Origin of the sequence: Pseudomonas marginalis, from assembly GCF_001645105.1 — a bacterium.
GTDB classification, from domain to species: Bacteria; Pseudomonadota; Gammaproteobacteria; order Pseudomonadales; family Pseudomonadaceae; genus Aquipseudomonas; species Aquipseudomonas petroselini.
In genome coordinates this window covers 544,551-567,890 of the sequence record NZ_LKEG01000052.1, presented here as the reverse complement: position 1 = coordinate 567,890, position 23,340 = coordinate 544,551, and the positions used below count along the sequence as shown (strand labels likewise).

Annotated in this window: 30 protein-coding genes; 10 read left to right on the top strand and 20 right to left on the bottom strand. The window is 60.4% G+C overall.

Going from position 1 to position 23,340, the window contains the following annotated elements; all coding sequences use genetic code 11:
* Positions 1-75 precede the first annotated feature (75 nt).
* Positions 76-1,182, bottom strand: a complete 1,107-nt coding sequence (locus tag AO064_RS24760) for an NADH:flavin oxidoreductase/NADH oxidase (RefSeq protein WP_012722535.1) — start codon at positions 1,180-1,182, stop codon at positions 76-78.
* 127 nt (positions 1,183-1,309) lie between these two features.
* Positions 1,310-3,211 (bottom strand): potassium transporter Kup, encoded by a 1,902-nt coding sequence (locus AO064_RS24755; protein ID WP_012722534.1) that lies wholly within the window; start codon positions 3,209-3,211, stop codon positions 1,310-1,312.
* Between the two features lie 412 nt (positions 3,212-3,623).
* Here AO064_RS24755 and AO064_RS24750 point away from each other — a divergent pair, with 412 nt between their 5' ends.
* From AO064_RS24750 to tsaA, 7 genes are all read left to right on the top strand, one after another.
* Positions 3,624-3,947 (top strand): type II toxin-antitoxin system RelE/ParE family toxin, encoded by a 324-nt coding sequence (locus AO064_RS24750; RefSeq protein ID WP_064054927.1) that lies wholly within the window; start codon positions 3,624-3,626, stop codon positions 3,945-3,947.
* Entirely contained in the window at positions 3,944-4,279 is a 336-nt protein-coding gene (locus AO064_RS24745) for an addiction module antidote protein (protein ID WP_064054926.1), read from the top strand. The genes AO064_RS24750 and AO064_RS24745 overlap by 4 nt, the downstream gene beginning before the upstream one ends.
* A 181-nt stretch (positions 4,280-4,460) precedes the next feature.
* The gene (gene rimO / locus AO064_RS24740) at positions 4,461-5,801 is read left to right on the top strand and encodes a 30S ribosomal protein S12 methylthiotransferase RimO (protein ID WP_046034459.1); all 1,341 of its coding nucleotides are present in this window, start codon (positions 4,461-4,463) and stop codon (positions 5,799-5,801) included.
* Positions 5,802-5,898: 97 nt separating this feature from the next.
* Positions 5,899-6,366 (top strand): GNAT family N-acetyltransferase, encoded by a 468-nt coding sequence (locus AO064_RS24735; RefSeq protein WP_064054925.1) that lies wholly within the window; start codon positions 5,899-5,901, stop codon positions 6,364-6,366.
* Between the two features lie 102 nt (positions 6,367-6,468).
* On the top strand, positions 6,469-7,179 hold the full coding sequence (locus AO064_RS24730; protein ID WP_012722531.1) for an rRNA pseudouridine synthase: 711 nt from the start codon (positions 6,469-6,471) through the stop codon (positions 7,177-7,179).
* A gap of 68 nt (positions 7,180-7,247) precedes the next feature.
* Positions 7,248-7,709 carry a YehS family protein gene (locus AO064_RS24725; RefSeq protein WP_012722530.1) on the top strand — a complete coding sequence of 154 codons (462 nt, stop codon included), beginning with the start codon at positions 7,248-7,250 and terminating at the stop codon, positions 7,707-7,709.
* Positions 7,710-7,712: 3 nt separating this feature from the next.
* Positions 7,713-8,408: a tRNA (N6-threonylcarbamoyladenosine(37)-N6)-methyltransferase TrmO gene (gene tsaA / locus AO064_RS24720; protein WP_064054924.1), complete on the top strand. Its 696-nt coding sequence runs from the start codon at positions 7,713-7,715 to the stop codon at positions 8,406-8,408.
* Between the two features lie 62 nt (positions 8,409-8,470).
* On the opposite strand, the gene fpr is transcribed toward tsaA, so the two are convergent.
* Complete coding sequence (gene fpr, locus AO064_RS24715; RefSeq protein WP_003189055.1) at positions 8,471-9,250, bottom strand: ferredoxin-NADP reductase; 780 nt, start codon at positions 9,248-9,250, stop codon at positions 8,471-8,473.
* 125 nt (positions 9,251-9,375) lie between these two features.
* On the opposite strand from fpr, the gene AO064_RS24710 reads away from it, so the two are divergent.
* Positions 9,376-10,302: a LysR family transcriptional regulator gene (locus AO064_RS24710; protein ID WP_012722528.1), complete on the top strand. Its 927-nt coding sequence runs from the start codon at positions 9,376-9,378 to the stop codon at positions 10,300-10,302.
* Between the two features lie 3 nt (positions 10,303-10,305).
* Here the strand turns inward: AO064_RS24710 and AO064_RS24705 are convergent, their stop codons facing one another.
* From AO064_RS24705 to AO064_RS24695, 3 genes are all read right to left on the bottom strand, one after another.
* Positions 10,306-10,674, bottom strand: a complete 369-nt coding sequence (locus AO064_RS24705; protein WP_173390397.1) for a diacylglycerol kinase — start codon at positions 10,672-10,674, stop codon at positions 10,306-10,308.
* A gap of 69 nt (positions 10,675-10,743) precedes the next feature.
* Positions 10,744-11,394, bottom strand: coding sequence for a response regulator transcription factor ErdR (erdR, locus tag AO064_RS24700; RefSeq protein WP_064054923.1), 651 nt, complete (start codon positions 11,392-11,394; stop codon positions 10,744-10,746).
* 253 nt (positions 11,395-11,647) lie between these two features.
* On the bottom strand, positions 11,648-12,367 hold the full coding sequence (locus tag AO064_RS24695; RefSeq protein WP_064054922.1) for a tRNA-uridine aminocarboxypropyltransferase: 720 nt from the start codon (positions 12,365-12,367) through the stop codon (positions 11,648-11,650).
* A 179-nt stretch (positions 12,368-12,546) separates the two neighbouring features.
* On the opposite strand from AO064_RS24695, the gene AO064_RS24690 reads away from it, so the two are divergent.
* Both AO064_RS24690 and AO064_RS24685 read left to right on the top strand, forming a co-directional pair.
* On the top strand, positions 12,547-12,987 hold the full coding sequence (locus AO064_RS24690; protein ID WP_034102440.1) for a PA3611 family quorum-sensing-regulated virulence factor: 441 nt from the start codon (positions 12,547-12,549) through the stop codon (positions 12,985-12,987).
* A gap of 377 nt (positions 12,988-13,364) precedes the next feature.
* The gene (locus AO064_RS24685) at positions 13,365-14,477 is read left to right on the top strand and encodes an LOG family protein (protein ID WP_064054921.1); all 1,113 of its coding nucleotides are present in this window, start codon (positions 13,365-13,367) and stop codon (positions 14,475-14,477) included.
* Between the two features lie 198 nt (positions 14,478-14,675).
* On the opposite strand, the gene recX is transcribed toward AO064_RS24685, so the two are convergent.
* From recX to AO064_RS24620, 14 genes are all read right to left on the bottom strand, one after another.
* On the bottom strand, positions 14,676-15,143 hold the full coding sequence (gene recX / locus AO064_RS24680; protein ID WP_012722522.1) for a recombination regulator RecX: 468 nt from the start codon (positions 15,141-15,143) through the stop codon (positions 14,676-14,678).
* Positions 15,144-15,151: 8 nt separating this feature from the next.
* Positions 15,152-16,210 carry a recombinase RecA gene (gene recA, locus AO064_RS24675; protein WP_012722521.1) on the bottom strand — a complete coding sequence of 353 codons (1,059 nt, stop codon included), beginning with the start codon at positions 16,208-16,210 and terminating at the stop codon, positions 15,152-15,154.
* A gap of 84 nt (positions 16,211-16,294) precedes the next feature.
* Complete coding sequence (locus AO064_RS24670; RefSeq protein WP_012722520.1) at positions 16,295-16,795, bottom strand: CinA family protein; 501 nt, start codon at positions 16,793-16,795, stop codon at positions 16,295-16,297.
* 81 nt (positions 16,796-16,876) lie between these two features.
* Positions 16,877-17,377 (bottom strand): lysis system i-spanin subunit Rz, encoded by a 501-nt coding sequence (locus AO064_RS24665; protein ID WP_064054920.1) that lies wholly within the window; start codon positions 17,375-17,377, stop codon positions 16,877-16,879.
* Positions 17,365-17,922, bottom strand: coding sequence for a glycoside hydrolase family 19 protein (locus tag AO064_RS24660; RefSeq protein WP_064054919.1), 558 nt, complete (start codon positions 17,920-17,922; stop codon positions 17,365-17,367). The genes AO064_RS24665 and AO064_RS24660 overlap by 13 nt, the downstream gene beginning before the upstream one ends.
* Positions 17,923-17,943: 21 nt before the next feature.
* Complete coding sequence (locus AO064_RS24655; protein WP_064054918.1) at positions 17,944-18,954, bottom strand: contractile injection system protein, VgrG/Pvc8 family; 1,011 nt, start codon at positions 18,952-18,954, stop codon at positions 17,944-17,946.
* Positions 18,955-18,963: 9 nt separating this feature from the next.
* On the bottom strand, positions 18,964-19,176 hold the full coding sequence (locus AO064_RS24650) for a tail protein X (protein ID WP_064054917.1): 213 nt from the start codon (positions 19,174-19,176) through the stop codon (positions 18,964-18,966).
* A complete protein-coding gene (locus tag AO064_RS24645; protein WP_046034453.1) occupies positions 19,169-19,552 on the bottom strand; it encodes a phage tail protein in 384 nt (127 codons plus the stop codon). Before AO064_RS24645 ends, AO064_RS24650 begins: the two co-directional genes overlap by 8 nt.
* Positions 19,552-20,703, bottom strand: coding sequence for a glycine zipper domain-containing protein (locus AO064_RS24640; protein ID WP_064054916.1), 1,152 nt, complete (start codon positions 20,701-20,703; stop codon positions 19,552-19,554). Before AO064_RS24640 ends, AO064_RS24645 begins: the two co-directional genes overlap by 1 nt.
* Before the next feature lie 6 nt (positions 20,704-20,709).
* Positions 20,710-20,835 carry a hypothetical protein gene (locus AO064_RS31535; RefSeq protein WP_012722513.1) on the bottom strand — a complete coding sequence of 42 codons (126 nt, stop codon included), beginning with the start codon at positions 20,833-20,835 and terminating at the stop codon, positions 20,710-20,712.
* The gene (locus AO064_RS24635; RefSeq protein ID WP_064054915.1) at positions 20,832-21,404 is read right to left on the bottom strand and encodes a phage tail assembly protein; all 573 of its coding nucleotides are present in this window, start codon (positions 21,402-21,404) and stop codon (positions 20,832-20,834) included. The genes AO064_RS31535 and AO064_RS24635 overlap by 4 nt, the downstream gene beginning before the upstream one ends.
* A gap of 50 nt (positions 21,405-21,454) precedes the next feature.
* Positions 21,455-21,961 (bottom strand): phage major tail tube protein, encoded by a 507-nt coding sequence (locus AO064_RS24630; protein ID WP_012722511.1) that lies wholly within the window; start codon positions 21,959-21,961, stop codon positions 21,455-21,457.
* A complete protein-coding gene (locus tag AO064_RS24625) occupies positions 21,961-23,127 on the bottom strand; it encodes a phage tail sheath protein (RefSeq protein WP_012722510.1) in 1,167 nt (388 codons plus the stop codon). The genes AO064_RS24630 and AO064_RS24625 overlap by 1 nt, the downstream gene beginning before the upstream one ends.
* A 2-nt stretch (positions 23,128-23,129) precedes the next feature.
* Positions 23,130-23,321 (bottom strand): hypothetical protein, encoded by a 192-nt coding sequence (locus AO064_RS24620; protein WP_064054914.1) that lies wholly within the window; start codon positions 23,319-23,321, stop codon positions 23,130-23,132.
* Positions 23,322-23,340: the final 19 nt, after the last annotated feature.

The following is a 23,340-nucleotide window of genomic DNA, read 5'->3' as shown; positions in this document are numbered from 1 at the left end:
TACAGCCATTTCCCACGCTACAGCCGTAAAAAAACCCACCGGGTCAGGGTGGGCTCTGGTGACGCGCGCAGCGGCTCAATCCCTCAAGTCAGACTCATGGATCGGCTGGTCACGATGGGTGGCGCGCTGATACTGCGCAGGCCAGGTGGCCTTGCGCCCGCCCAGGTCATCATCGGCATGCAGCGGCCAGTACGGATCACGCAGCAGCTCACGGGCGAGGAAGATGATGTCGGCCTGACAGGTGCGCAGGATGTGCTCGGCCTGGGCGGGTTCGGTGATCATGCCCACGGTGCCGGTGGCCATCCCCGACTCTTTGCGCACGCGCTCGGCGAAGCGGGTCTGGTAGCCGGGGCCGGTGGGGATCTCGGCGTTGGCGGCCGTGCCCCCGGACGAGACATCGATCAGGTCGACCCCCAGGTCCTTCAGGCGACGTGCCAGCTCCACGGTTTCATCCGGGTTCCAGCCATCCTCCACCCAGTCGGTAGCCGACACCCGCACAAACAGCGGCAGTTCCTGGGGCCAGACTTCGCGCACGGCTTGGGTCACTTGCAACACCAGCCGGATGCGGTTTTCAAACGAGCCACCGTACTGGTCCTGACGCTGATTGCTGATGGGCGAGAGGAATTGATGCAGCAAGTAACCGTGGGCCGCATGGATTTCCACCACTTCAAAACCTGCGGTCAGGGCACGCTTGGCGGCGGCGACAAAATCGGCGATCACTTGCTGGATCTGCCCTTCGTCCAAAGGCTTGGGTTGGGTGTGCTGAGGGTCGAAGGCAATCGGCGATGGCCCTACCGGCACCCAGCCGCCGTCTTCCGGCTTGACGCTGCCGTGCTTGCCGATCCAGGGCCGATGGGTACTGGCTTTGCGCCCGGCGTGGGCCAGTTGAATGCCGGCCACCGCGCCTTGGGCCGCGATGAAACGCGTGATGCGTTGCAGCGGTTCGATCTGCTCATCTTTCCACAGGCCGAGGTCTTCGGCGGTGATGCGGCCATCGGCGGTCACGGCGGTGGCTTCGGTGAAAATCAACCCGGCGCCGCCGACGGCACGACTGCCGAGGTGGACGAGGTGCCAGTCATTGGCCAGGCCATCGACGCTTGAGTATTGGCACATGGGCGAAACCGCGATGCGGTTGAGCAGGGTCAATTGGCGCAGGGTGTAGGGTTCGAGCAGCTGACTCATGGCGCACCTCTTCTGGGTTCTGTGGGCACTATTCAAACAGTGCTTAGAGCCTAGTCGACAACGCTGGATTGCACAGGGTTCAGAAAGGAAAGCGGGAGCCGATTGCCGGCTCCCGTGCTGCAAAAGCCTACATTTCGACCTGGGTACCCAGCTCGATCACGCGGTTTACCGGGAGTTTGAAGAAGCGCAGGTTGCCGTTGGCGTTCTTCAGCATGAAGGCAAATAAAGCTTCGCGCCAACGGGCCATGCCCTTGATTCGCGAGGCGATGACCGTCTCGCGGCTCAGGAAGTAAGTGGTGCGCATCGGGCTGAAGTCCAGCTCATCGAGGTGACACAACTTCAGCGCTTGGGGCACATCCGGCTCGTCGGTGAAACCAAAGTGCAGGATGACGCGGAAGAAGCCTTCGCCATAGGCATCCACTTCAAACCGCCGCGCGGCCGGAACGCGCGGAATGTCTTCGTAGACCACGGTCAGCAGCACCACTTGCTCATGCAATACCTGGTTATGCAGCAGGTTGTGCAACAACGCGTGAGGCACGGCGTCCGGGCGCGCGGTGAGGAACACGGCGGTGCCCTGCACCCGATGAGGCGGTTGCACACGGATACTGCTGATGAAGATCGGCAGCGGCAGGCCACCTTCGTCGAGACGCTCCACCAGCAATTGCTTGCCGCGCTTCCAAGTGGTCATCAGCACGAACAACACGATCCCGGCCAATACCGGGAAGGCGCCACCCTGGATGATTTTCGGCACATTGGCGGCAAAGTACAGCCCGTCGACCAACAGGCAGCAGACCAGAACCGGCACGGCCAGCACCGGCGGCCATTTCCACAGCAGCAGCATCACCGCCGACACCAGGATGGTGGTCATCAGCATGGTGCCGGTCACCGCGACGCCGTAGGCCGACGCCAGGGCGTTGGAGGACTCGAAGCCCAGCACCAGCAGGATCACGCCGACCATCAGCGACCAGTTCACCGCGCCGATATAGATCTGGCCTTGCTCGGCACTGGAGGTGTGCTGGATATGCATACGCGGGATGTAACCCAGCTGGATCGCCTGGCGGGTCAGCGAGAATGCGCCGGAGATGACCGCCTGGGAGGCAATCACCGTCGCCAGGGTGGACAACACCACCAGCGGGATCAGCGCCCAGCTCGGCGCCAGCAGGTAGAACGGGTTGCGCGCGGCTTCAGGGTCGCCGAGCAGCATCGCGCCCTGGCCGAAATAATTGAGCACCAGCGCCGGCAGCACCAAGATGAACCAGGCCCGAGCGATGGGTTTGCGGCCGAAGTGGCCCATGTCGGCGTACAACGCTTCGGCACCGGTCAACGCCAGCACCACCGCGCCGAGGATGGCCACGCCGATGCCAGGGTGAGCCTCGAAGAATCGAACGGCCCACATCGGGTTCATGGCACTGAGCACCTCAGGGTGCAGGGTGATCCCATACACACCGAGGCCGCCCAGCACTAGGAACCAGGTCACCATCACCGGCCCGAATAGCTTGCCGATGTGGTCGGTGCCGTGCTTCTGGATCAGGAACAGCGCCACCAGTACCACCAGGGCGATGGGCACGACCCATTTTTCCAGGCCGTCGAAGGCCAACTCCAGGCCCTCAACCGCGGACAACACGGAAATCGCCGGGGTGATCATGCTGTCACCGTAGAACAGCGCCGCGCCGCACAGACCACACACCACCAGGAAACTGCGCAGCTTCTTGCGCTCCCCCGCTGCCCGTCGTGCCAGTGCAGTCAGGGCCATGATCCCGCCCTCACCCTGGTTATCGGCGCGCAGTACGAACAGCATGTATTTGATCGAGACCACCCAGATCAGTGACCAGAAGATCAGCGCCAGGATCCCCAGCACACCGTCGTGGTTGACCTGAACCCCATAACCGCCGTTGAACACCTCTTTAAGGGTGTAGAGCGGGCTGGTCCCGATATCGCCGTACACCACCCCGACCGCTGCCACCAGCATGCCAATCGGCTTGGCGTTTGACTGCTCGGCACCTGCTGCCTGATTACTTGCCTGACCCATCAACCACTCCTGCCCTTTGACCTGAGGTCTTTTATAAACAACGCATCTAAGCTGACCCTAGCATGCGCTGTTTTACTTCTCGTAACAGACGTTTTGTTGACCTTAGGATTTTACCTACCCGCAACGGCGCGAAGCATAGCGCAGCACTCGTCGCATTTCGCTGTTGACGTGATTTGGGTTCGGTTTTCTGCTGTCATTGATAGCGGTCAGGGCATTTTGGAGTCTTTTCGCCTGCATTGATCACATTACGGCCGGCCGTATATTTTGGCCCGGCTCAGTAGTGCTGCCTTAGCGGCGTAAGCGGGCACTCCCCGGCTGGCTTACCCGATCAATAAATCGTGCTCCTGCATGGCGCGCGCAGTCGATATAGAAACTCAATCATCGCCCTGTCTCTTTTAAGGTACAGTCCTGAATGTACGAAGTGAAACACGTACTATCCGTCAATGGCGTGGATATCTACCAAGCCTGGCTAGACACCGTGCAAGACGCGCGTTCGAAAGCAAGAATCACCACAAGAGTGGACCGAGCGGCCCTTGGGCACTTTGGCATTACCGAGCCGGTGGGTGATGGGGTCTTTGAGATGAAGCTCGACTTCGGACCTGGGTTTCGCGTGTATTACGCAATTCAGGATCGAAAAATTGTTTTCCTATTGGGCGGTGGCTCAAAGGCCAGACAACAGAACGACATCAATCAGGCCAAGGCTCTCTGGAAATCTTACAAGGTGCAGCAACAATGACCACTCGTACTCGTTCTCATGAGGATAGCGTTCTTGAAATGCTTCGAGACGACGAAGCGTTTGCCCTCGAATATCTTTCTGTCGCACTTGAGGAAATCGATGAGGAAGGGGGTGAGGACGCCTTCCTGGTCGCTATCCGTCGAGTCGCGGAAGCGCGTGGAGGCATGCTGAGTTTGTCGCAGAACACGGGGCTCAATAGAGCAAATCTCTACAGATCCATCGCTGTCGGCGGCGATCCTAAGCTCTCCACCCTCCTGAAAGTGCTTCAGGCGTTAGGTGTAGGCATGTCTAAAGTTGTCTCGCACCGCGCGGAGCAAGACATCCGGGTTTAAGAGCGGAGTATGGGTCGTGCGAATGACCCACTGCAGCACTCGTCGCATTTCCCTGCATAAAGCTGGTCAAGTGCGCTGCCCGTCGCTAGAATTGCGCACTTTTTGATCAGAGGCACACCAAGTGCCCATCCGCAGCCCTGTCGTGCACGACTGGCGGCGTCATTCAATACCGAGGTTAGACATGTCCACCACCATCGCAAAAGCCAACCCCAAGGTTGGCTTTGTTTCCCTGGGTTGCCCGAAGGCTCTGGTCGACTCCGAGCGCATCCTCACGCAACTGCGTATGGAAGGCTATGACGTTGTGTCCACCTACCAGGACGCCGACGTGGTGGTGGTCAACACTTGCGGCTTCATCGACTCGGCCAAGGCAGAGTCCCTGGAAGTGATCGGCGAAGCCATCAAGGAAAACGGCAAGGTCATCGTGACCGGCTGCATGGGCGTGGAAGAAGGCGCTATCCGCAACGTGCACCCGAGCGTGCTGGCGGTGACCGGCCCGCAGCAGTACGAGCAGGTGGTCAACGCCGTGCACGACGTAGTGCCGCCGCGCCAGGACCACAACCCGCTGATCGACCTGGTGCCGCCGCAAGGCATCAAGCTGACCCCACGCCACTATGCGTACCTGAAGATTTCCGAAGGCTGCAACCACAGCTGCAGCTTCTGCATCATCCCGTCGATGCGCGGCAAGCTGGTCAGCCGTCCGGTCGGTGACGTGCTCGATGAGGCCCAGCGCCTGGTCAAATCCGGCGTCAAAGAGCTGTTGGTGATCTCCCAGGACACCAGCGCCTACGGCGTCGATGTGAAGTATCGCACCGGTTTCTGGAACGGCGCGCCGGTGAAAACCCGCATGACCGAACTGTGCGAAGCCCTCAGCAGCCTGGGTGTGTGGGTGCGCCTGCACTACGTTTACCCGTACCCGCACGTGGACGAACTGATCCCGCTGATGGCCGCCGGCAAGATCCTGCCGTACCTGGACATCCCGTTCCAGCACGCCAGCCCGAAGGTGCTCAAGGCCATGAAACGCCCGGCCTTCGAAGACAAAACCCTGGCGCGCATCAAGAACTGGCGCGAGATCTGCCCGGAACTGATCATCCGTTCGACCTTCATCGTTGGCTTCCCCGGCGAAACCGAAGAAGACTTCCAGTACCTGCTGGACTGGCTGACCGAAGCCCAACTGGACCGCGTCGGCTGCTTCCAGTACTCGCCGGTCGAAGGTGCACCGGCCAACCTGCTGGACCTGGCCGTGGTGCCGGACGACGTCAAGCAGGACCGCTGGGAGCGCTTCATGGCGCACCAGCAGGCCATCAGCTCGGCGCGTCTACAGCTGCGTATCGGCAAGGAAATCGAAGTGTTGATCGATGAAGTCGACGAGCAAGGCGCCGTCGGCCGTTGCTTCTTCGACGCGCCGGAAATCGACGGTAACGTGTTTATCGACGACGCCAGCGGCCTGAAGCCCGGCGACAAGGTCTGGTGCACCGTGACCGACGCCGACGAATACGACCTGTGGGCTGAAAAGCGCGACTGATCGGTAACCCCGTAAAAAGCCCTGCATCTGATCAAGATGTGGGGCTTTTTTAGGTCTATCGTTTGCCCATCGTCAATCATCGGCAGGGGCAGCGAGCATGCGTCGGCATTCGGTTATCCACACACCTAAAACCAGCGATTATCAAAAACTGACTGAAATATGGGAGTCCTCCGTGCGGGCGACCCATGATTTTTTGCCGGATAGCTACATCGAGCACCTGAGGCACCTGGTGCTGACTCACTATCTGGACACGGTGATGCTGATTTGCACCAAAGACTCGCACCAACGCATCACCGGGTTTGCCGGGGTGGCCGCAGGTAAAGTCGAAATGTTGTTTATCGACCCGAAATACCGGGGCCAGGGCCTTGGCCGGCAATTGCTGCGCTATGCGATCGAGCATATGAACGCCGACGAGCTGGAAGTGAACGAGCAGAACCCGCAGGCGCTGGGCTTTTACCTCAAACAGGGGTTCGAGGTGATTGGACGCACGGAGCATGATGGCCTGGGACAGCCGTATCCGTTACTGCGTATGCGTTTGTGCCAGCAGCAACAGCGCAGTGGCTGACGAAACGCAGCACCCACAAAAAGACAAAGCACTGAAATGGGGCCGGGATTAACCGGCGCCAGGCAGGTACAATAGCCGCCCCCTTTTGTTACGGCCCTTGTCATGACTGACCCCATACGCCTCTCCAAACGCCTTATCGAACTGGTCGGTTGCTCCCGTCGGGAGGCTGAGCTGTTCATTGAAGGCGGCTGGGTCTCGGTGGACGGTGAAGTGATCGACGAGCCGCAGTTCAAGGTCACCACCCAGAAAGTCGAACTCGACCCCGAAGCGAAGGCCACCGTGCCCGAGCCGGTGACCATCCTGATGCACGCGCCGGCAGGTATGGACGCAGAAACGGCGATGGCCTCGATCAGCGCCGAGACCCTGTCCGAAGAGCACCGCTTCAGCAAGCGCCCGCTCAAGGGCCACTTTCTGCGCCTGACCGCCAGCGCCGACCTGCAAGCCAAGGCCAGCGGCCTGCTGGTATTTACCCAGGACTGGAAGATTCTGCGCAAGTTGACCGCCGATGCCGCCAAGATCGAGCAGGAATATGTGGTGGAAGTCGAAGGCGACATGGTTGCCCACGGCCTCAACCGCCTTAACCACGGCCTGACCTACAAAGGCAAAGAGCTGCCGGCGGTCAAAGCCAGCTGGCAGAACGAGAACCGCCTGCGCTTTGCGATGAAGAACCCGCAGCCGGGTGTCATTGCGCTGTTCTGCGAAGCGGTCGGCCTCAAGGTTATCGCTATTCGCCGCATCCGCATCGGCGGCGTGTCCATCGGCAAAGTGCCAGTGGGCCAATGGCGGTACCTGTCCGGCAAAGAGAAGTTCTAAGCCGCTCCCCTATTATCGACATCGCCTGCCTGGGCGGTGTCCACCGTTGAAAACCAGGATTGCCCACCATGATTCACAATGACGTACTGCGCAGCGTGCGCTACATGCTCGACATCAGCGACAACAAGATGGTCGAAATCACCCAGCTCGGCGGCATGGAAGTCACCAAAGAAGACCTGCTGACCTACCTCAAGAAAGATGAGGAAGAAGGCTTCGTGTTCTGCCCGGATGAGGTCATGGCCCACTTCCTCGATGGCCTGGTGATCTTCAAGCGCGGCAAGGACGAAAGCCGCCCGCCGCAGCCGATCGAGACCCCGGTGACCAACAACATCATCCTCAAGAAACTGCGCGTGGCCTTCGAACTGAAGGAAGACGACATGCATGCGATCCTCAAGGCCGCCGAGTTTCCGGTGTCCAAGCCTGAGCTGAGCGCGCTGTTCCGCAAGTTCGGCCACACCAACTACCGGACCTGTGGCGACCAGTTGCTGCGTAACTTCCTCAAGGGCCTGACGCTGCGGGTTCGTGCGTAAGCCATGAGTTACAACGTCTCGCCCGTCGGGTTCGTGCGCTCCTGCTTCAAGGAGAAGTTTGCCATCCCACGCCAACCACAGCTGGCGCCGGCCGCCCGTGGTGTGCTGGAGCTGGTGACGCCGTTCGGCGGCGGTGACGCGGTGCAGGGCCTGGAACAGGTCAGCCATGTATGGCTGCTGTTCCTGTTCCACCAGGCGCTGGAAGACAAACCCCGCCTGAAAGTGCGCCCTCCCCGCCTGGGCGGCAACACGTCCATGGGCGTGTTTGCCACGCGCGCGACCCATCGACCCAATGGCATTGGCCAGTCGGTGGTGAAGCTCGACAAGGTGGAACCGGGGCGGTTATGGATTTCCGGGATCGACTTACTGGATGGCACGCCGGTGCTGGATATCAAGCCGTATGTGCCGTATGCCGACATCGTCGACACGGCCACCAATGACATCGCCAGCGGTGCGCCGCAGTTGATCCCCGTGCAGTGGCTGAAGACTGCCCTGCAACAGGCACAAGGCCATGCACAACGCCTTGGCGAGCCACTAGTGGAATTGATCGATCAGTGTTTGGCGCAGGATCCACGGCCGGCGTACCAGACACCGGGGCCAGAGCGGGAATACGGTGCGCAATTCTGGGATGTGGATGTGCGTTGGCACTATCCGGAGGCTGGGGTGATTTGTGTGCTTGAAGTGCTGCCAGCTAACTGAATAAACCGGAAACAAAATGTGGGAGGGGGCTTGACCCCCTCCCACATTTTTTTGACCGGTGTTTATTTCTCGACGAACGCGCGCTCGATCAGGTAATCACCCGGCTCACGCATGCGCGGCGAAACCTTCAGACCGAAGCTGTTCAACACTTCGCTGGTTTCGTCCAGCATGCTTGGGCTGCCGCACAGCATGGCGCGGTCATCTTCAGGATTGATCGGCGGCAGACCGATGTCGCTGAACAACTTGCCGCTGCGCATCAGGTCGGTCAGGCGGCCTTCGTTTTCGAACGGCTCGCGGGTCACGGTCGGGTAGTAGATCAACTTGTCACGCAGGGCCTCGCCGAAGAATTCGTTCTGCGGCAGGTGCTCGGTGATGAATTCGCGGTAAGCGACTTCGTTGACGTAACGCACGCCGTGGCACAGGATCACTTTTTCGAAACGCTCGTAGGTTTCCGGGTCCTGGATCACGCTCATAAATGGCGCCAGGCCAGTACCGGTGCTGAGCAGGTACAGGTGTTTGCCCGGCTTCAAATCGTCAAGCACCAGGGTGCCTGTCGGTTTTTTGCTGATGATGATCTCGTCGCCTTCCTTCAAGTGCTGCAATTGGGAAGTCAGCGGACCATCCGGCACCTTGATGCTGAAGAACTCCAGATGCTCTTCCCAGTTCGGGCTGGCAATGGAGTAAGCGCGCATGAGCGGGCGGCCGTTGGGCTGTTGCAGGCCGATCATCACGAACTGACCGTTCTCGAAGCGCAGGCCCGGATCGCGGGTGCACTTGAAGCTGAACAGAGTGTCGTTCCAGTGATGAACACTGAGGACACGCTCGTGGTTCATGTTGCTCATGTACGGGGGACTCCTGGAAATGGGTCTGCGCCAAAGGTGTGGATGCGCAATTGCACAGCATTCTAATGGCGGCGACAATATCTGTTAACTGGATTATTAAGATAAGGGTTATCGGTTATATCGATATGCGATTTACTCTCCGTCAACTGCAAGTCTTCGTCGCCGTCGCCCAGCAGGAAAGCGTCTCACGCGCTGCTGGCCTTCTGGCCTTATCTCAATCCGCCGCCAGCACTTCCATTACTGAGCTGGAGCGTCAATCCAGCTGCCAATTATTCGACCGCGCCGGTAAACGCCTGAGCCTCAACGCCCTCGGCCACCAGTTGCTGCCTCAGGCCGTGGCGCTGCTGGACCAGGCCAAGGAGATCGAGGACCTGCTGAACGGCAAGTCCGGCTTTGGCTCGCTGGCGGTCGGCGCTACCCTCACCATCGGCAACTATTTGGCCACCCTGCTGATCGGCAGCTTCATGCAACAGCACCCCGAGAGCCAGGTGAAGCTGCATGTGCAGAACACTGCCCATATCGTGCACCAGGTCGCGCATTACGAAATTGACCTGGGTCTAATCGAAGGCGACTGCAGCCACCCGGATATCGAGGTGCAAACCTGGGTCGAGGATGAATTGGTGGTGTTTTGTGCGCCGCAGCATCATCTGGCCAAGCGTGGCATGGCGAGCATGGATGAGTTGACCCACGAAGCGTGGATCCTGCGTGAACAGGGTTCGGGCACGCGCTTGACGTTCGACCAAGCCATGCGCCACCACCGCAGCACGCTGAATATCCGCCTGGAGCTGGAACACACCGAGGCGATCAAGCGTGCGGTGGAGTCGGGGTTGGGGATCGGCTGCATTTCGCGGCTGGCGCTGCGCGATGCATTCCGCCGTGGCAGCCTGGTGCCGGTGGAAACCCCGGACCTGGACCTGGCCCGGCAGTTCTACTTCATCTGGCATAAACAGAAGTACCAGACCTCGGCCATGCGCGAGTTCCTGGAGCTGTGCCGCGCCTTCACCGCCGGGGTCCAGCGCAGCGACGAGATCGTGCTGCCGAGCATTGCCTGAGGGTCAGACCAGGATCACGGCCCACACCAGAGTGATCATGGTCAGCGCGACGAACTGGGCGGCGCTGCCCATGTCCTTGGCGTTTTTCGACAGTGGATGGCGGTCCAGGGAGATGCGGTCGATCGCCGCTTCCACCGCCGAGTTGAGCAACTCGACGATCAACGCCAGCAGGCACACGGCGATCAGCAAGGCCCGCTCGACCCGGCTGACATTCAGGAAAAAGCTCACCGGGATCAGGATCACGTTGAGCAGCACCAGTTGGCGGAACGCCGCCTCGCCGGTGAACGCTGCGCGCAGGCCGTCCAGGGAATATCCCCCTGCATTGAAAATACGTTTGATACCGGTTTGACCCTTGAAAGGCGACATAGAGATAGGCAACTGAACCAAAGGAGTGGGGAAACTAGATCACGCAAAGTCAAAAAAGCGTGAAGCGGTGAACGCCTAGTGCTGCGAAATTGACTCAAGTTGTTGCAAGAGCAGCGCCGCCTGGGTGCGTGTACGCACGCCCAGCTTGCGGAAAATCGCCGTCACATGGGCCTTGATCGTCGCTTCCGACACGCTCAGCTCGTAGGCAATCTGCTTGTTCAACAAGCCCTCACAGACCATGGTCAGCACCCGGAACTGCTGGGGCGTCAGGCTGGCGAGGCCATCACGGGCGGCCTTGGCCTCGTCGGACACATTGATTTCTTCAAACGCCTGCGGCGGCCAGGACACATCGCCATCCAGCACGGCGCGTACGGCTTTCTGGATCTCTTCCATCGCGCTGGACTTGGGAATGAAACCGCTGGCGCCAAACTCCTTGGAGCGCACCACCACATCGGCGTCTTCCTGGGCGGAGACCATCACCACGGGGATCTGCGGGTATTGCCCACGCAACAGCACCAGCCCGGAGAAACCGTAGGCGCCGGGCATGTTCAGATCGAGCAGCACCAGGTCCCAGTCGGATTTTTCGGTGAGGCGGGCTTCCAGCTCGGCAATGCTGGCCACTTCGACCAGGCGCACGTCCGGGCCAAGGCCCAAGGTCACTGCTTGGTGCAGCGCGCTGCGAAACAGCGGGTGGTCGTCGGCTATCAGGATTTCGTATGTGGCCATTGATTAAATGATCCTGTTTTTTATGGGAGCCCTGATGGGTTCAGGGTTCGCCAGTACACAAGGCGACAGCCAGGCAGCTATCGCCACAGGGCACGCTCAACGTCAAATGCCCCTGGAACGACGTCGAAAAATTCACGGTTGCCCCCCAATCGGCGCCCAGCATGCCCAGCGTAGCCTGGGGGGTCAAGCACTACGCCCATGGGCATTTTAGCGGCGTGCGGGTTTAGGGTGCCATCATGCAAACGTCGTCTGGTTATACCGCCGGTACATAGGGCGCAAGACGAGTATGGACGATGTCCGTCGGGTCCAGGGGTAATTGGAACTTGGCCGCCAGGTAATGGGTGCTGAACACGTCCAGGTAGGCGTCGAGTACTTCGCAGGCGGCTTGGTCATCCGCCAGCTCAAGGCACAGAGCGGCGACTTCGGCGGTACAGAAGTGGTCGTCGCGCTTGGAACGACGCAGTTTGTAGCGTGACAGCTGTTCCGGCGCCAGGCTGAGTACCGGTAGATGCTCCAGGTAGGGGCTTTTGCGGAACATCTTGCGCGCCTCACTCCAGGTGCCATCGAGCAAGATGAACAATGGGCGCTTGCCCTCTGCCGCCGTCACTTCGCTGACGACACGCTCGGGCGCGACGAATTCGCCGGGGAACACGATAAAGGGCTGCCATTGTGGGTCGGCCAGCAAAGTGAGCAATTCAGGGTCAACTTCGGTACGCGACCAGGCGAACGCCGTGGTGTCGTCGATGACATCGGCGATCAGCCAGCCGGTGTTGCTGGGTTTCATCGGCTCAACGTCATGCATCAGCAGGCACATGGCGGATTTCGCCGCGACCTTGGGCCGCCAGGCACACAGGCAGTATTCAGGGATGACCCGGCAGCCAGGGCAACGCTCGGCACGCGAACCACGGTTGAGGAACGGCCGGACGGCGCGGGCCAGGCGCTGGGTGCGCAGGCGGGAAACGGCGTGGCTCATCGGATGCGCCGTGGGAACGGGTAAATCGACACGGTAAAAACTCGTGGAAGGCGGAAGTGGCCGCAGTTTACCAGCGATACGCCTGGCTGTAGTGGCAGGGGCTCACCTATAATTGCGCGCCACTGAACGCACAGCGCAGTGGCTGGTCTATGCACCAGTAACCGAATCAGGAGAGTTTCATGCTGCGTTCCATGCTGCGTTTTGTCGCCCCATCCGTCGCCCTCGCGCTGGTATTGCCCGTGTGCGCCCAGGCGGCCTCGCTGCTGGAGGCCCAAATGAACCGCAAGCTGCAAAGCGTCGCGGCGGAGAGCAACAAGGACCTGCCCCGGGAAATCGACGAAAAAACCCTGGAAGTCGCCTACACCGTAGAAGGCATGCAGCTGATCGATCACCTCAGCGTCTTGCCCGACCGCGCCGAACAGATGCGCGCCAACCCCAAGGCGGTGTATTTCCAACTGGGCCAGAGCGTGTGCCTGAACAAAGGCTACCGCGAGCTGATGGCCAAGGGCGCGGTGATGCGCTACGAGATCACCGAGAACAAGACCAACCGTCCTGTGGCATCGGTAAAGTTCGTCGAAGCGGATTGCCCGGCACCGGCTGCGGCGAAGAAGAAAAAGTAACCTTGGCCTGACCGTCGCGCGCTGCTGTCCAGTGGCGCGCACTCCCCCCGCTTCAACGCCCTGTACGCGGCTAAACTCCCTGATGAGTGACCAATAAGCGGTTGCCAGCCAAGGGTTTTTCGGCCCATGATCAAGCCATCCCAACCGCCCGTTCACAACGGTTTTCACGCCGTTCTGTAACATTTTCAGGGCAAAAGAGGGTTGCCCTCCTGCGACGTGCAGTGCAAAGGTTTTTAAATCACAAGGAACATACAGAGCCCGTTTGCCGCCTGGCGAACATGTGCAATGCCTTGGGCATGCAGCGACACATGCAGTGTCGCGGCCGCCGGACGAATTTCTCGCCGCAGGCCCCGCCTCTGTGAAGAAGGAGAAGTTGAATGCCTTACGAACCGAATGACAGCCTGCTCCGGCATTTTGAAGAAAACGGCGCCGACCTTACCCAGCAGGTCGAAGCCCAACTCCAGCTGATCGCTCCCAACAGCCCTAATATCCCTCTGTATCGCGACATGATCCTCACCGTGCTGCGCATGGCGCAGGACGACCGCAACCGCTGGAACGCCAAAATCACCCTGCAAGCCATCCGCGAACTCGACCACGCCTTCCGCGTGCTGGAACAGTTCAAGGGCCGACGCAAGGTCACCGTGTTCGGTTCGGCACGCACCCCGGTGGAAAGCCCGCTGTACGCCCTGGCCCGAGAAGTTGGCGCTGCACTGGCGCGCTCGGACCTGATGGTGATCACTGGCGGGGGCGGAGGCATCATGGCCGCCGCCCACGAAGGCGCGGGCCTGGAACATAGCTTGGGGTTCAATATCACGCTGCCGTTTGAGCAGCACGCCAACCCGACCATCGATGGCACGGAGAACCTGCTGTCTTTCCACTTCTTCTTTACCCGCAAGCTGTTCTTCGTCAAGGAAGCCGATGCATTGGTCTTGTGCCCGGGTGGTTTTGGCACCCTGGATGAAGCGCTGGAAGTACTGACACTGATCCAGACCGGCAAGAGCCCGCTGGTGCCGGTGGTGCTGCTGGACGCGCCAGGCGGCGGGTTCTGGCAAGGCGCCCTGGACTTTATCCGCAGCCAGTTGGAAGCCAACCGCTACATCCTGCCCACCGACCTCAAGCTGGTACGCCTGGTGTACAGCGCCGAAGAGGCGGTTGAAGAGATCAACCAGTTTTATGCCAACTTCCACTCCACACGCTGGTTGAAGCGTGAGTTTGTGGTGCGCATGCATCACCCACTCAGTGACCGGGCATTGGCCCATCTGCAGAGTGAGTTTGCCAGCCTGCGGTTGAGCGGAGAGTTTCAGCAGCTTACGTACACCGGCGAGGAGCATGATGAGCCGAGGTTCGGCCATTTGACGCGGTTGGTGTTCAACTTCAATGGTCGCGATCAGGGGCGGTTGCGCGAGTTGGTGGATTACATCAACTTGCCGGAGAACTGGGCGCAGGCTCTGGGGAAGGCGCAGCAGCGGGTGGCACCGGAGCCGGCTTGATTTTTGAGGGCAAAAAAAAAGACCCACTATTTTCATAGTGGGTCTTTTGGGGGGTGTCTCAGTGGGGGGATGGGGGTGATGGTGATGGGGCTGCTTCGCAGCCCAGCGGGAGCAAGCTCCCTCGCCACAACAAGCGCCCTTGCCAGCGCCTTAGCCACAGTACGCCCGCTCACCACAATAGCCTGTACAACGAGATACTCAGTCGTCCATATCTCGACCGCTCAACAAGCGGCTGATCATCTCCATCGAAAACCCGCGATAACTCAGGAATCGCCCCTGCTTCGCACGCTCCCTGGCATCAATCGGAAGATGGCCAGAGAACTTGCGCCGCCAGGTGTCTTCCAGCTGCGCCTGCCAACTGATACCGCACTCACGCAGGGCAAGGTCGATGTCCGCACGTTGCAGACCACGTTGGCTCAGCTCTTCACGGATGCGCGCTGGGCCGTAGCCGGAGCGGGCTCGGTAGGAGACAAAACTTTCAAGGTAACGAGACTCGGAAAGCAGCCCCTCTTCCGTCAAGCGGTCGAGGGCAGTTTCGATCATCTCGGGCTCCGCGCCGCGCTGACGCAATTTACGCGTCAGCTCGACTCGACCATGCTCGCGGCGAGCGAGCAGGTCCATTGCGGTGCGCCGAACGGCGACGAGTGTATCCAGTACAACAGTCATCGTTTGCTTCAGATGTCAGTGTCAGCTTCTTCAACTTCTGCAACCGGTTCACGGTTGGCGGCAGCTTTCACGTCTGGTGCTGCAGTCAGCAGCTTGTCGCGGATCTGCTTTTCAAGCGTGGCAGCGATGTCCGGGTTGTCCGCCAGGAACTTGGCCGAGTTGGCCTTGCCTTGGCCGATCTTGCTGCCGTTGTAGGCATACCAGGCACCGGATTTCTCGACGAAACCGTGCAGCACGCCCAGGTCGATCATCTCGCCGTTCAGGTAGATACCCTTGCCGTAGAGAATCTGGAACTCAGCCTGACGGAAAGGCGGTGCCACTTTGTTCTTCACGACTTTAACGCGGGTTTCGCTACCCACCACCTCGTCACCTTCTTTCACCGCGCCGGTACGGCGGATATCCAGACGGACCGAAGCGTAGAACTTCAGCGCGTTACCACCGGTGGTGGTTTCCGGGCTACCGAACATCACGCCGATCTTCATACGGATCTGGTTGATGAAGATCACCAGGCAGTTGGCGTTCTTGATGTTACCGGTGATTTTACGCAGCGCCTGGGACATCAGACGGGCTTGTAGGCCCACGTGCATGTCACCCATTTCGCCTTCGATTTCAGCCTTGGGTACCAGGGCTGCCACGGAGTCGACCACGATCACGTCGATGGCGTTGGAGCGCACCAGCATGTCGGTGATTTCCAGGGCTTGCTCACCGGTGTCCGGCTGGGAAACCAGCAGGTCGTCAACATTGACGCCCAGTTTGCCGGCGTATTCAGGGTCGAGGGCGTGCTCGGCGTCGACGAACGCACAGGTGGCGCCCATTTTCTGCGCCTGGGCAATCACCGACAGGGTCAAGGTGGTTTTACCGGAAGATTCAGGACCGTAGATTTCAACGATACGGCCTTTTGGCAGGCCGCCAATGCCGAGCGCGATGTCCAGACCCAGAGAGCCAGTGGAAATAGCCGGGATCGCCTGACGGTCGTGATCGCCCATACGCATTACGGCACCCTTGCCGAATTGACGTTCGATCTGACCCAGGGCCGCAGCCAAGGCTTTCTTCTTGTTGTCGTCCATTAAAGTCCTCACGTAATCAATAAGGCCGGGGCGGCCAATACCTGTATAAGTAGACAGTATTGTTCCACAAAGATCGGAGATCGCCTACCCCTGATTTTCTATTTCTGCTGCAGCTCGTCGCAACAAGCCCTCTAACGCGGCCTTTACCGTTTGTCGGCGGACCTCGTCGCGGTTGCCGGGGAAGTGCTGCAGCTCGGCCGTCAGCTCGTCACCAACGCCAAAGGCCAGCCATACAGTACCCACCGGTTTGTCCGGCGAACCACCGTCCGGCCCCGCCACGCCGCTGACCGCCACGGCAAATCGCGCGAGGCTTTTTTCCTGTGCGCCACGGACCATCGCCTCCACCACTTCCTGGCTGACCGCGCCGACTTTTGGAAACAACGTTTCCGGCACATTCAACTGCCGGGTCTTCTGGCGGTTGGAATACGTGACGTAACCCGCCTCGAACCAGGCCGAGCTTCCCGGGACCCGCGTGATGGCTTCCGCGATACCGCCGCCGGTGCAGGACTCGGCCGTGGTGACATGCGCATTGAGCACCTGCAAGCGGCGACCCAGTTCAGCAGCCAATTGAGTGATTTCCTTCACGGTCGTCTCCAGAAGTGGGCGGGGATTTGCCTACCCTACAGGAGCAAATCGCTCATGCAAGCGACAGACTGGAACAAGAGATTAACGGGCGACCGCACGCACATAGGCCTGACAGGCGCGCAAGGCAATCAGGGCGTTGTCTCCGTCGTCGGTGATGCCGATAATTCGCTGAGCATGCGCCGGGTCAAGTCGGGCTCGCGTGGCTGCATGAACCACGCTGCCGGCGGGGGCGGAGGCTGGCATTGTGCAGCCACTGGTGGACTCGGTGGCGTCGAGAAGGACTGACAACCGCACATCAGCAGTGGCCAGGCGGTCGCGCAGAGCAGCCTGGTGACGTTGGGCATCGCTTAACTCCCGCGCATGGTGTTGGTCACTGGCGTTGAGCTGTTGCTCGAGGGCCAGCCGTTTGGCGTGTTCAGCCTGCTGTTGATGCAAGGCTGCCTGGCTTTGCGCAGATAACGCCTGCGCCTGCGTCATTAACACATGTTCAAGCTGCGCAGCATGGCGCCAGGCCTGCACCTGCCAGGTCAGCGCCACCAGCAAGCACGCGCCGATCAGGCGGCATACGCCTAAGAAGCGCATAACACCGCCTTCGCCCGCGCCCACAAGCGCAAACGGTCTTCCAGACCATTGAGCCCACCGTTGATGCGCCGCGTGATGGTGGTGAACTGATCCTTATCCGCCAGCTCGTTCAGGCCATTGCTCTGCCAGAACCAGGCGGCGGACTCGGCGGCCCATTGGGGTTGCTCCAGCAACACCGGCTCACGCAATAATCGTTCATCACCGAACAGCGCCTGGCTGCAAGCCAGGTAATTGCGCCGACCGGTGATCTGGATCAGCCCCCGGCCTCGGTACTTTTGGCCATCGCCATCCGGCTCGGGCGTGTTGCCCAAGCGCGCAGCCAATGCACCGGTATCGTACTTGCTCAAATAGGCGTCACTGCCGAGTTCGCGCACGTAGTGCAATTCGCCGGACTCGTGGCCGATCTGCGCGAGAAAAGCAGCGGCACGCTGCACGCTGTTGATTTCGTAACGCATGAAAGCCGCATTCAACGCGGGTAAAAAAAGGCCCGCTACACGGCGGGCTCCTGGCATGATTTGAATCAATTGAGGCTGAGTTATCACCACCACACTCACCTTGAACCCCCGCTAGGTGGACAAACCACCGGCCGTGATCGAACTGCGATACCCCGTCACCGGGTCGCCCACATTGACGACCTTGGTTATCGACCATTGCCCCTGCATGTACGCCGGCCAGGTGTCGTCCAGGCGCAACAGCCCTTCGGCGGCCAACAACGGGTTGCCGGGGCAATCGATCAACAGCTCCAGCCCTTCCCGCCCCACACGGCGCAACTCACCTTCGGCGACGGCACGCGCTTCTTCTTCGTTCTGACACCGCTGGCGCACGGTCTTGAACGGCGCGACCCCGATCTCAACCACGCGCTGCTTGCCCCCGGCAACATCCCACCAGGTGACACGGCTGCCCCCGTATTTGGAGCGCGCGTTGTCGTTGAGCGTGGCGGTGATGAAGGCGTAGTCACCGGGGCGGTTGTCCTGGGTCACGGACAATTTCACCTCCGGCAGTTGTTGAAGGGACAGCGATTTGACTTGCCCGGCCTCTGCCAGCACATACAGCTCGTTGAACGGTTTGGTCACCGCGCTATAGCGCCTGGCCAGACGCGTGATAAACGCCATATCGCTTTCGTTGGATTGGTCGATGTGGGCAATCGGAATGCCCTCCAGCGACGGCGCCACACGCGGTGAAAAACCATGCCGGCCGACCAATTGCCGAAATAGCGCCCCCAGAGTGGTAGGCCCGTAACTGGCGGAACGACGCTGACGGTAGCCGTGAGGGTCGCCCACGCTGAACGGCGCGGCCGTCGCCACGATCATCAGGCGCATGGGAAACAGCACGGGGGTTCGCTGGGTAATGACGAACTCGCCCTTCTCTACCAGCCCCGACTCCGAGTAACCCACGCGCATGCCGACCTTGCCGCTCAAGCTTGGCAGGCCTTCAAGGCCTTCGATATTGAGCGTCAGTTCCAGCCGGTCAGACTCTATGCCCGCCGCGTCAGTGTGACTCCAACGCATGATACGTTGATTGAGCAACGCCGCGTTGGCGCCGTAAAACTCCACGATCGGCGTAAATCCCTGTGCCATAAAACCTCCTCAATCCCATGCCAGAACAGGCTGCAACGCAATCGGCCGCGATTGCATTTCAGGCACGCTCACCCACACACCGGCCGGAAGCACCGGCCCGTACTCGGCAAGGGCCGGGTTCAGGCGCCACAAGGTTTCTTCGGCGCCATCATCGCAACGCCCAAGCTCGCGATAGAGCAGCAGGTTGACCGAATCACCGGCGATACTTCGCACTCTACGCATTGACGAATTCCTCCAGCTCAAGGCTCCAGGTCATGACCATGGCTGTGCCGTCATCGATCACATTGTTCTGGGTTTCCATCACCGAGTTGATCCGCCACAAGCCCCAGTTACGGCCGATCCCATCCACCAGCGGCAACGGCGTGCGCTGATTTTGCAGCGCGCGCAATTCATCCAGTCGCTGCATACCGATGCCGTACATGGCCGTGCCACTGAACGTAAGTTTTTCCAGCTTCTGGCCGCTCTGCCGCGACTGCGGCTTGCTGGCGATTATCGCCAGGTCGCTCCAGCCGCCATCGCTGCTACGGGCCAACGTGGAATAGGCAAACCCTCGGGAGAGGCCAAAAATAAAGGCGCCCAGTACCATTTGCTGTCGCATCAATCACCTCCTGGATCGGCCAAAGCCGCGTTGCGCCGGATCCCCAACGCATCGGTGAGCATCGGCACACATTGGAATTGCAGGGCCTGGATAACCTGGTTGACCACCTGCTGGGCGTCGGCAGGATTGACCCCGGTGATCTGGATACTGGGGGCGATCGAGACTTGAACGTTGTCCGGGCGTGCATGGTTGAGTTCTTTGCTGACCGCGTTCGGTGACGGCAAGCGATCACTCGAACCGAACAGTTTGTTCCCCAGCCAGGCGCCCGCCTCACTGCCCAGCAGACCACCGATCGCGCCGCCGACGGCAGTGCCTACGCCGGGTAAAACCAGAGTGCCGATGGCTGCGCCGGCAGAGGCGCCGGCCCAGGCTCCACCGGCGGTACTCAGGCCGGAACCGATGGCGTTGGCATCGCCGTGGCGCACGCCCTGGATCACGTCCAGGGCGGCTTCGGCGGTTCTCAAGGGGGCGAGCCGCCGGATGCCGACGGTTCCGAGCGTGGCAACGGTATCGGTCAAGGCACCGGAGGGGCCATTTGGCAGGCTGAGCCTTGGCGCTGCGACGCTTGCCCCGGCAAAGGACTGAAAGCCTTGCGAGGTAACACCCCACTGAATGCCTGGTGGCGAGCCACCCAGGGCCTGGCGGGCTTGCCCGAACAGGTTAAGTAAGCCTGAACCACCCCCACCGATTTTTTTGCGACCTTTGACCTTCTTGCTGATCGGGTCCAGGAGCCCATCAATGGCCTTTTCTGCGAGCTTGCCTTTCAGCGCATCCCACAATTCGCCGCCAACGGCCTTGACCATGCCCATCACAGCCCCCTCAGCGGGCGCCTTGGGTTCATCTTTCAACGCACTCGCGGCGACATCAGCCGCCCTGGGCGCCAGGGAATCGCTGTTGATGAACAACGTACTGTTAAGCGTCTCCAACGTCTCGCGCAGTCGTACTTGCTCTTGGGTCAAGGCGTTGATATCCACACTGAGCGTGACCAGCGTAGAGCGCAGCTCCAACTGTGGCTGCGAGGCAGCCTCCAGGCTTACAGGTGCCGCAGCACGGGTGGAAAACGGTGCGAGCACATTGCCGAGATCGGCCTCGCCGATCATCCAGCGGAAGTCCTCCTGGGCGAGCTTGATCCCATATTTAGTTTCCTGCATCCCGCTCTACTCCTGTTTAACCCCAAGGCGAGTGATCGCGATGTCGTAGCGGCGCAATGCTTTGGCGGCATCCCAGTCGAGGATCTCCGCTTCAGTTACCGAGTAAACCAGCGGCACCACATCGAGGATCACTTCGATGTCGCGTTGCGAAAGAAGGCCGCCGGTTGATTTAAAAAATCGTCGATGCGCGCCTGCAGTTCGGTCCAGTCGGGTACGGTCAAGCCGGCAAGATCAGGGATCATCAAGCCACTGCAGTGAGCGGTGATGAACTCGGCGCGCTCTTTGTTGGTGGCGAGTTTCTTCATCACCTTGGTCGCGCGCAGGGCGGGCATTTCCAAGGACAACTCGGTAAAGGTACGGCCGGCAGCATCGAGGGGCAGCAGCAAGTGGACGGGCTGGTCGTGGCCCGATTCCGCCAGCGTGCCCAGGAAAAACGACGCGGGACGTGTCGACATCTCGTGTACGTATTGGGCAATGGTTACGTAGTCCGGGCGCTTGAGTTGGTCGAGCTCTTTTTCCGACAGGCCGGTGGCGAGTTTCGCCAGTTCGAAGAACTGGTCGTCCTCGTCATCACCGGCCCGGGCCAGCGCTTCTTTTTGCGCGGCGTAGTACAGCGGCTTGAGTTGCACCTGTTCGATCGTCGCGCCGGTGTCGGCGTTGATCGGCGAGAGCAGGCGGTGCAGCGGTGGCATCCAGGCCATGGGGCAGCTCCTTGGTGAAGTAGGGGGGCGAGCGAACCCGCCCCGGGGGATTACGGCATCAGCACGGCGCGGCGGGCATCGCCGAGGATGTCGACGCCGTTGAGCACGAACTTCTGGGTGCGCACGTCGATGTCGATCACCGGAATGCCGTTTTCCAGGCGGTTATAGGTGCGGCAGGACAGCTCCAGCGTGGTGGTGGCCTTGGTATTCATCACCATCGCCGCCTCGCTCAAGGATTTGAGCTTGCCGCCAACGGTGTGGTAGGTGAAATAGGTCTTGCCGTCCTGGTCCTGGCCGGCTTCACGCACGTTGAGCAGGATGTCATCGCCCAGGCGCACGCCCAGGGCCAGCATGATTTCCGGGCCGGCACCTTGCAGGATCAAGGTGGCGGTCAAAGGCTTGCCACTCTTGGCCATTTCTTCGGCAATAAAACGGCCGCCGGTCATGGCTTCCATTTCGAACTCGATCTTCGGCGGCGTGAAGGAGTCCACCGTCGCGGACAACGGCAGGCCTTGAAGGGTGGCCGCAATGGCCTGTCTGACTCGGTTGGTAAACATTAGAGAACGTCCTCCAGGAACTGCTCGATGATTTCATCGCGGGCATTGAGTTGATAAATCATGTGTTCGTTTGGCGCATAGCGGCCGTAGTCGATGACGATGAACCAGGTGCCGTTCTTATACTTCTCGACACTGTTCAACTCCGGGTGCAGGTACACGCTGCCGCCGGGGATGGTTTCGTCGGCGACCAGGGTTTGCAGCCAATCGTTGATGCGCTTGACCTCTTGGTCCATAAAGGACTTGGTGAGGTTCTTGGCCATGGCTTTCTGGCCGGCCTTGACCAGCTTGCGGCTGATGGCGTCTTCAAGGCCGACGTAACTGATGAACTTGCCGGTGATGGAGCGGTTACCCAGCAGCGAGAAACCGCCGAGAATGGTGCGGGCGTAGTAGCTCACGCCATAACGGTTGAGCAGGTCGCCTTCGGTCGAAGTGTCGAGGATGTTGTACTCAACCACGCGGGAAACGTCCTCGGCGAACGTCACCTGATTGCCCGGGCTTTCCCATTGCTTGACCTTGGCCAGCGCCGCGATAGCCAGGGACGATGGCGCGAGGAACACGTTCTTCTTCGCCGCCTTGGAGTACACCGACGGCATGTTGTGCACCAGCAGGCAACGGTCGAAGCCCAGGTCGGCACCGCCCAGTTCGCCGCTGTAGGTCACCTGGTCGGCAACGCTTGCGTCTTTGCCGTCCAGCACCACGCGGGCCTTGATGCGCTTGCCGAACGAGGCGAACTCGCCGGCCACAGCCTTGGTACCGGTGAAGCCCGGAGCCCCGATGATGGTCAGGTCTTCCGGCACACTGGCCAGTGCAGCCAGGCCCAGCTTGCGACCGGTAACCGGCTCGTCACCGCCGATTACATTGTTGAGGGTGTCCGCCGGGGTCGCGCCCTCCTCCACGATCACCACATAGACCGGCACCTTGACCACCTTGAGGATCTGGTAGACCGCGTGGAACAGCGTGCCCGACTCGGTACCGGTGGGGTCCAGCAGTGCCTGGGTGGTGAAACTGTTGATACGGAACGGCGCGTTTTTCGGGATCGACGCATGGGCCTTCGGCGCAGTGCCGACCAGGCCAATCACGTTATCACCCAGGCCACCCATGGCCTCGGGAGATTCAGTGGCATTCACGGTGATGCCGTTGTGCTCGAAGTTCAGAACCTCAGCCATGGTTAGTCAGCCTTCTTGGTAGTGGCCTTTTTGGCCGGGGTGGTGTTAAGGACGCTGGTGAGTTCCAGACGGCCAGCGGTGCGCAGGGCGGATGCTTCAACGTCCAGCAACTCCAATTCCTGACCGACGGTGGACCAATGGCCGGCGCCGGTGGGGAATGGGATGAGGACGGTGTAGGTTTGGCGGGTGGGCATAGGTAGGATCTCCAGGCAC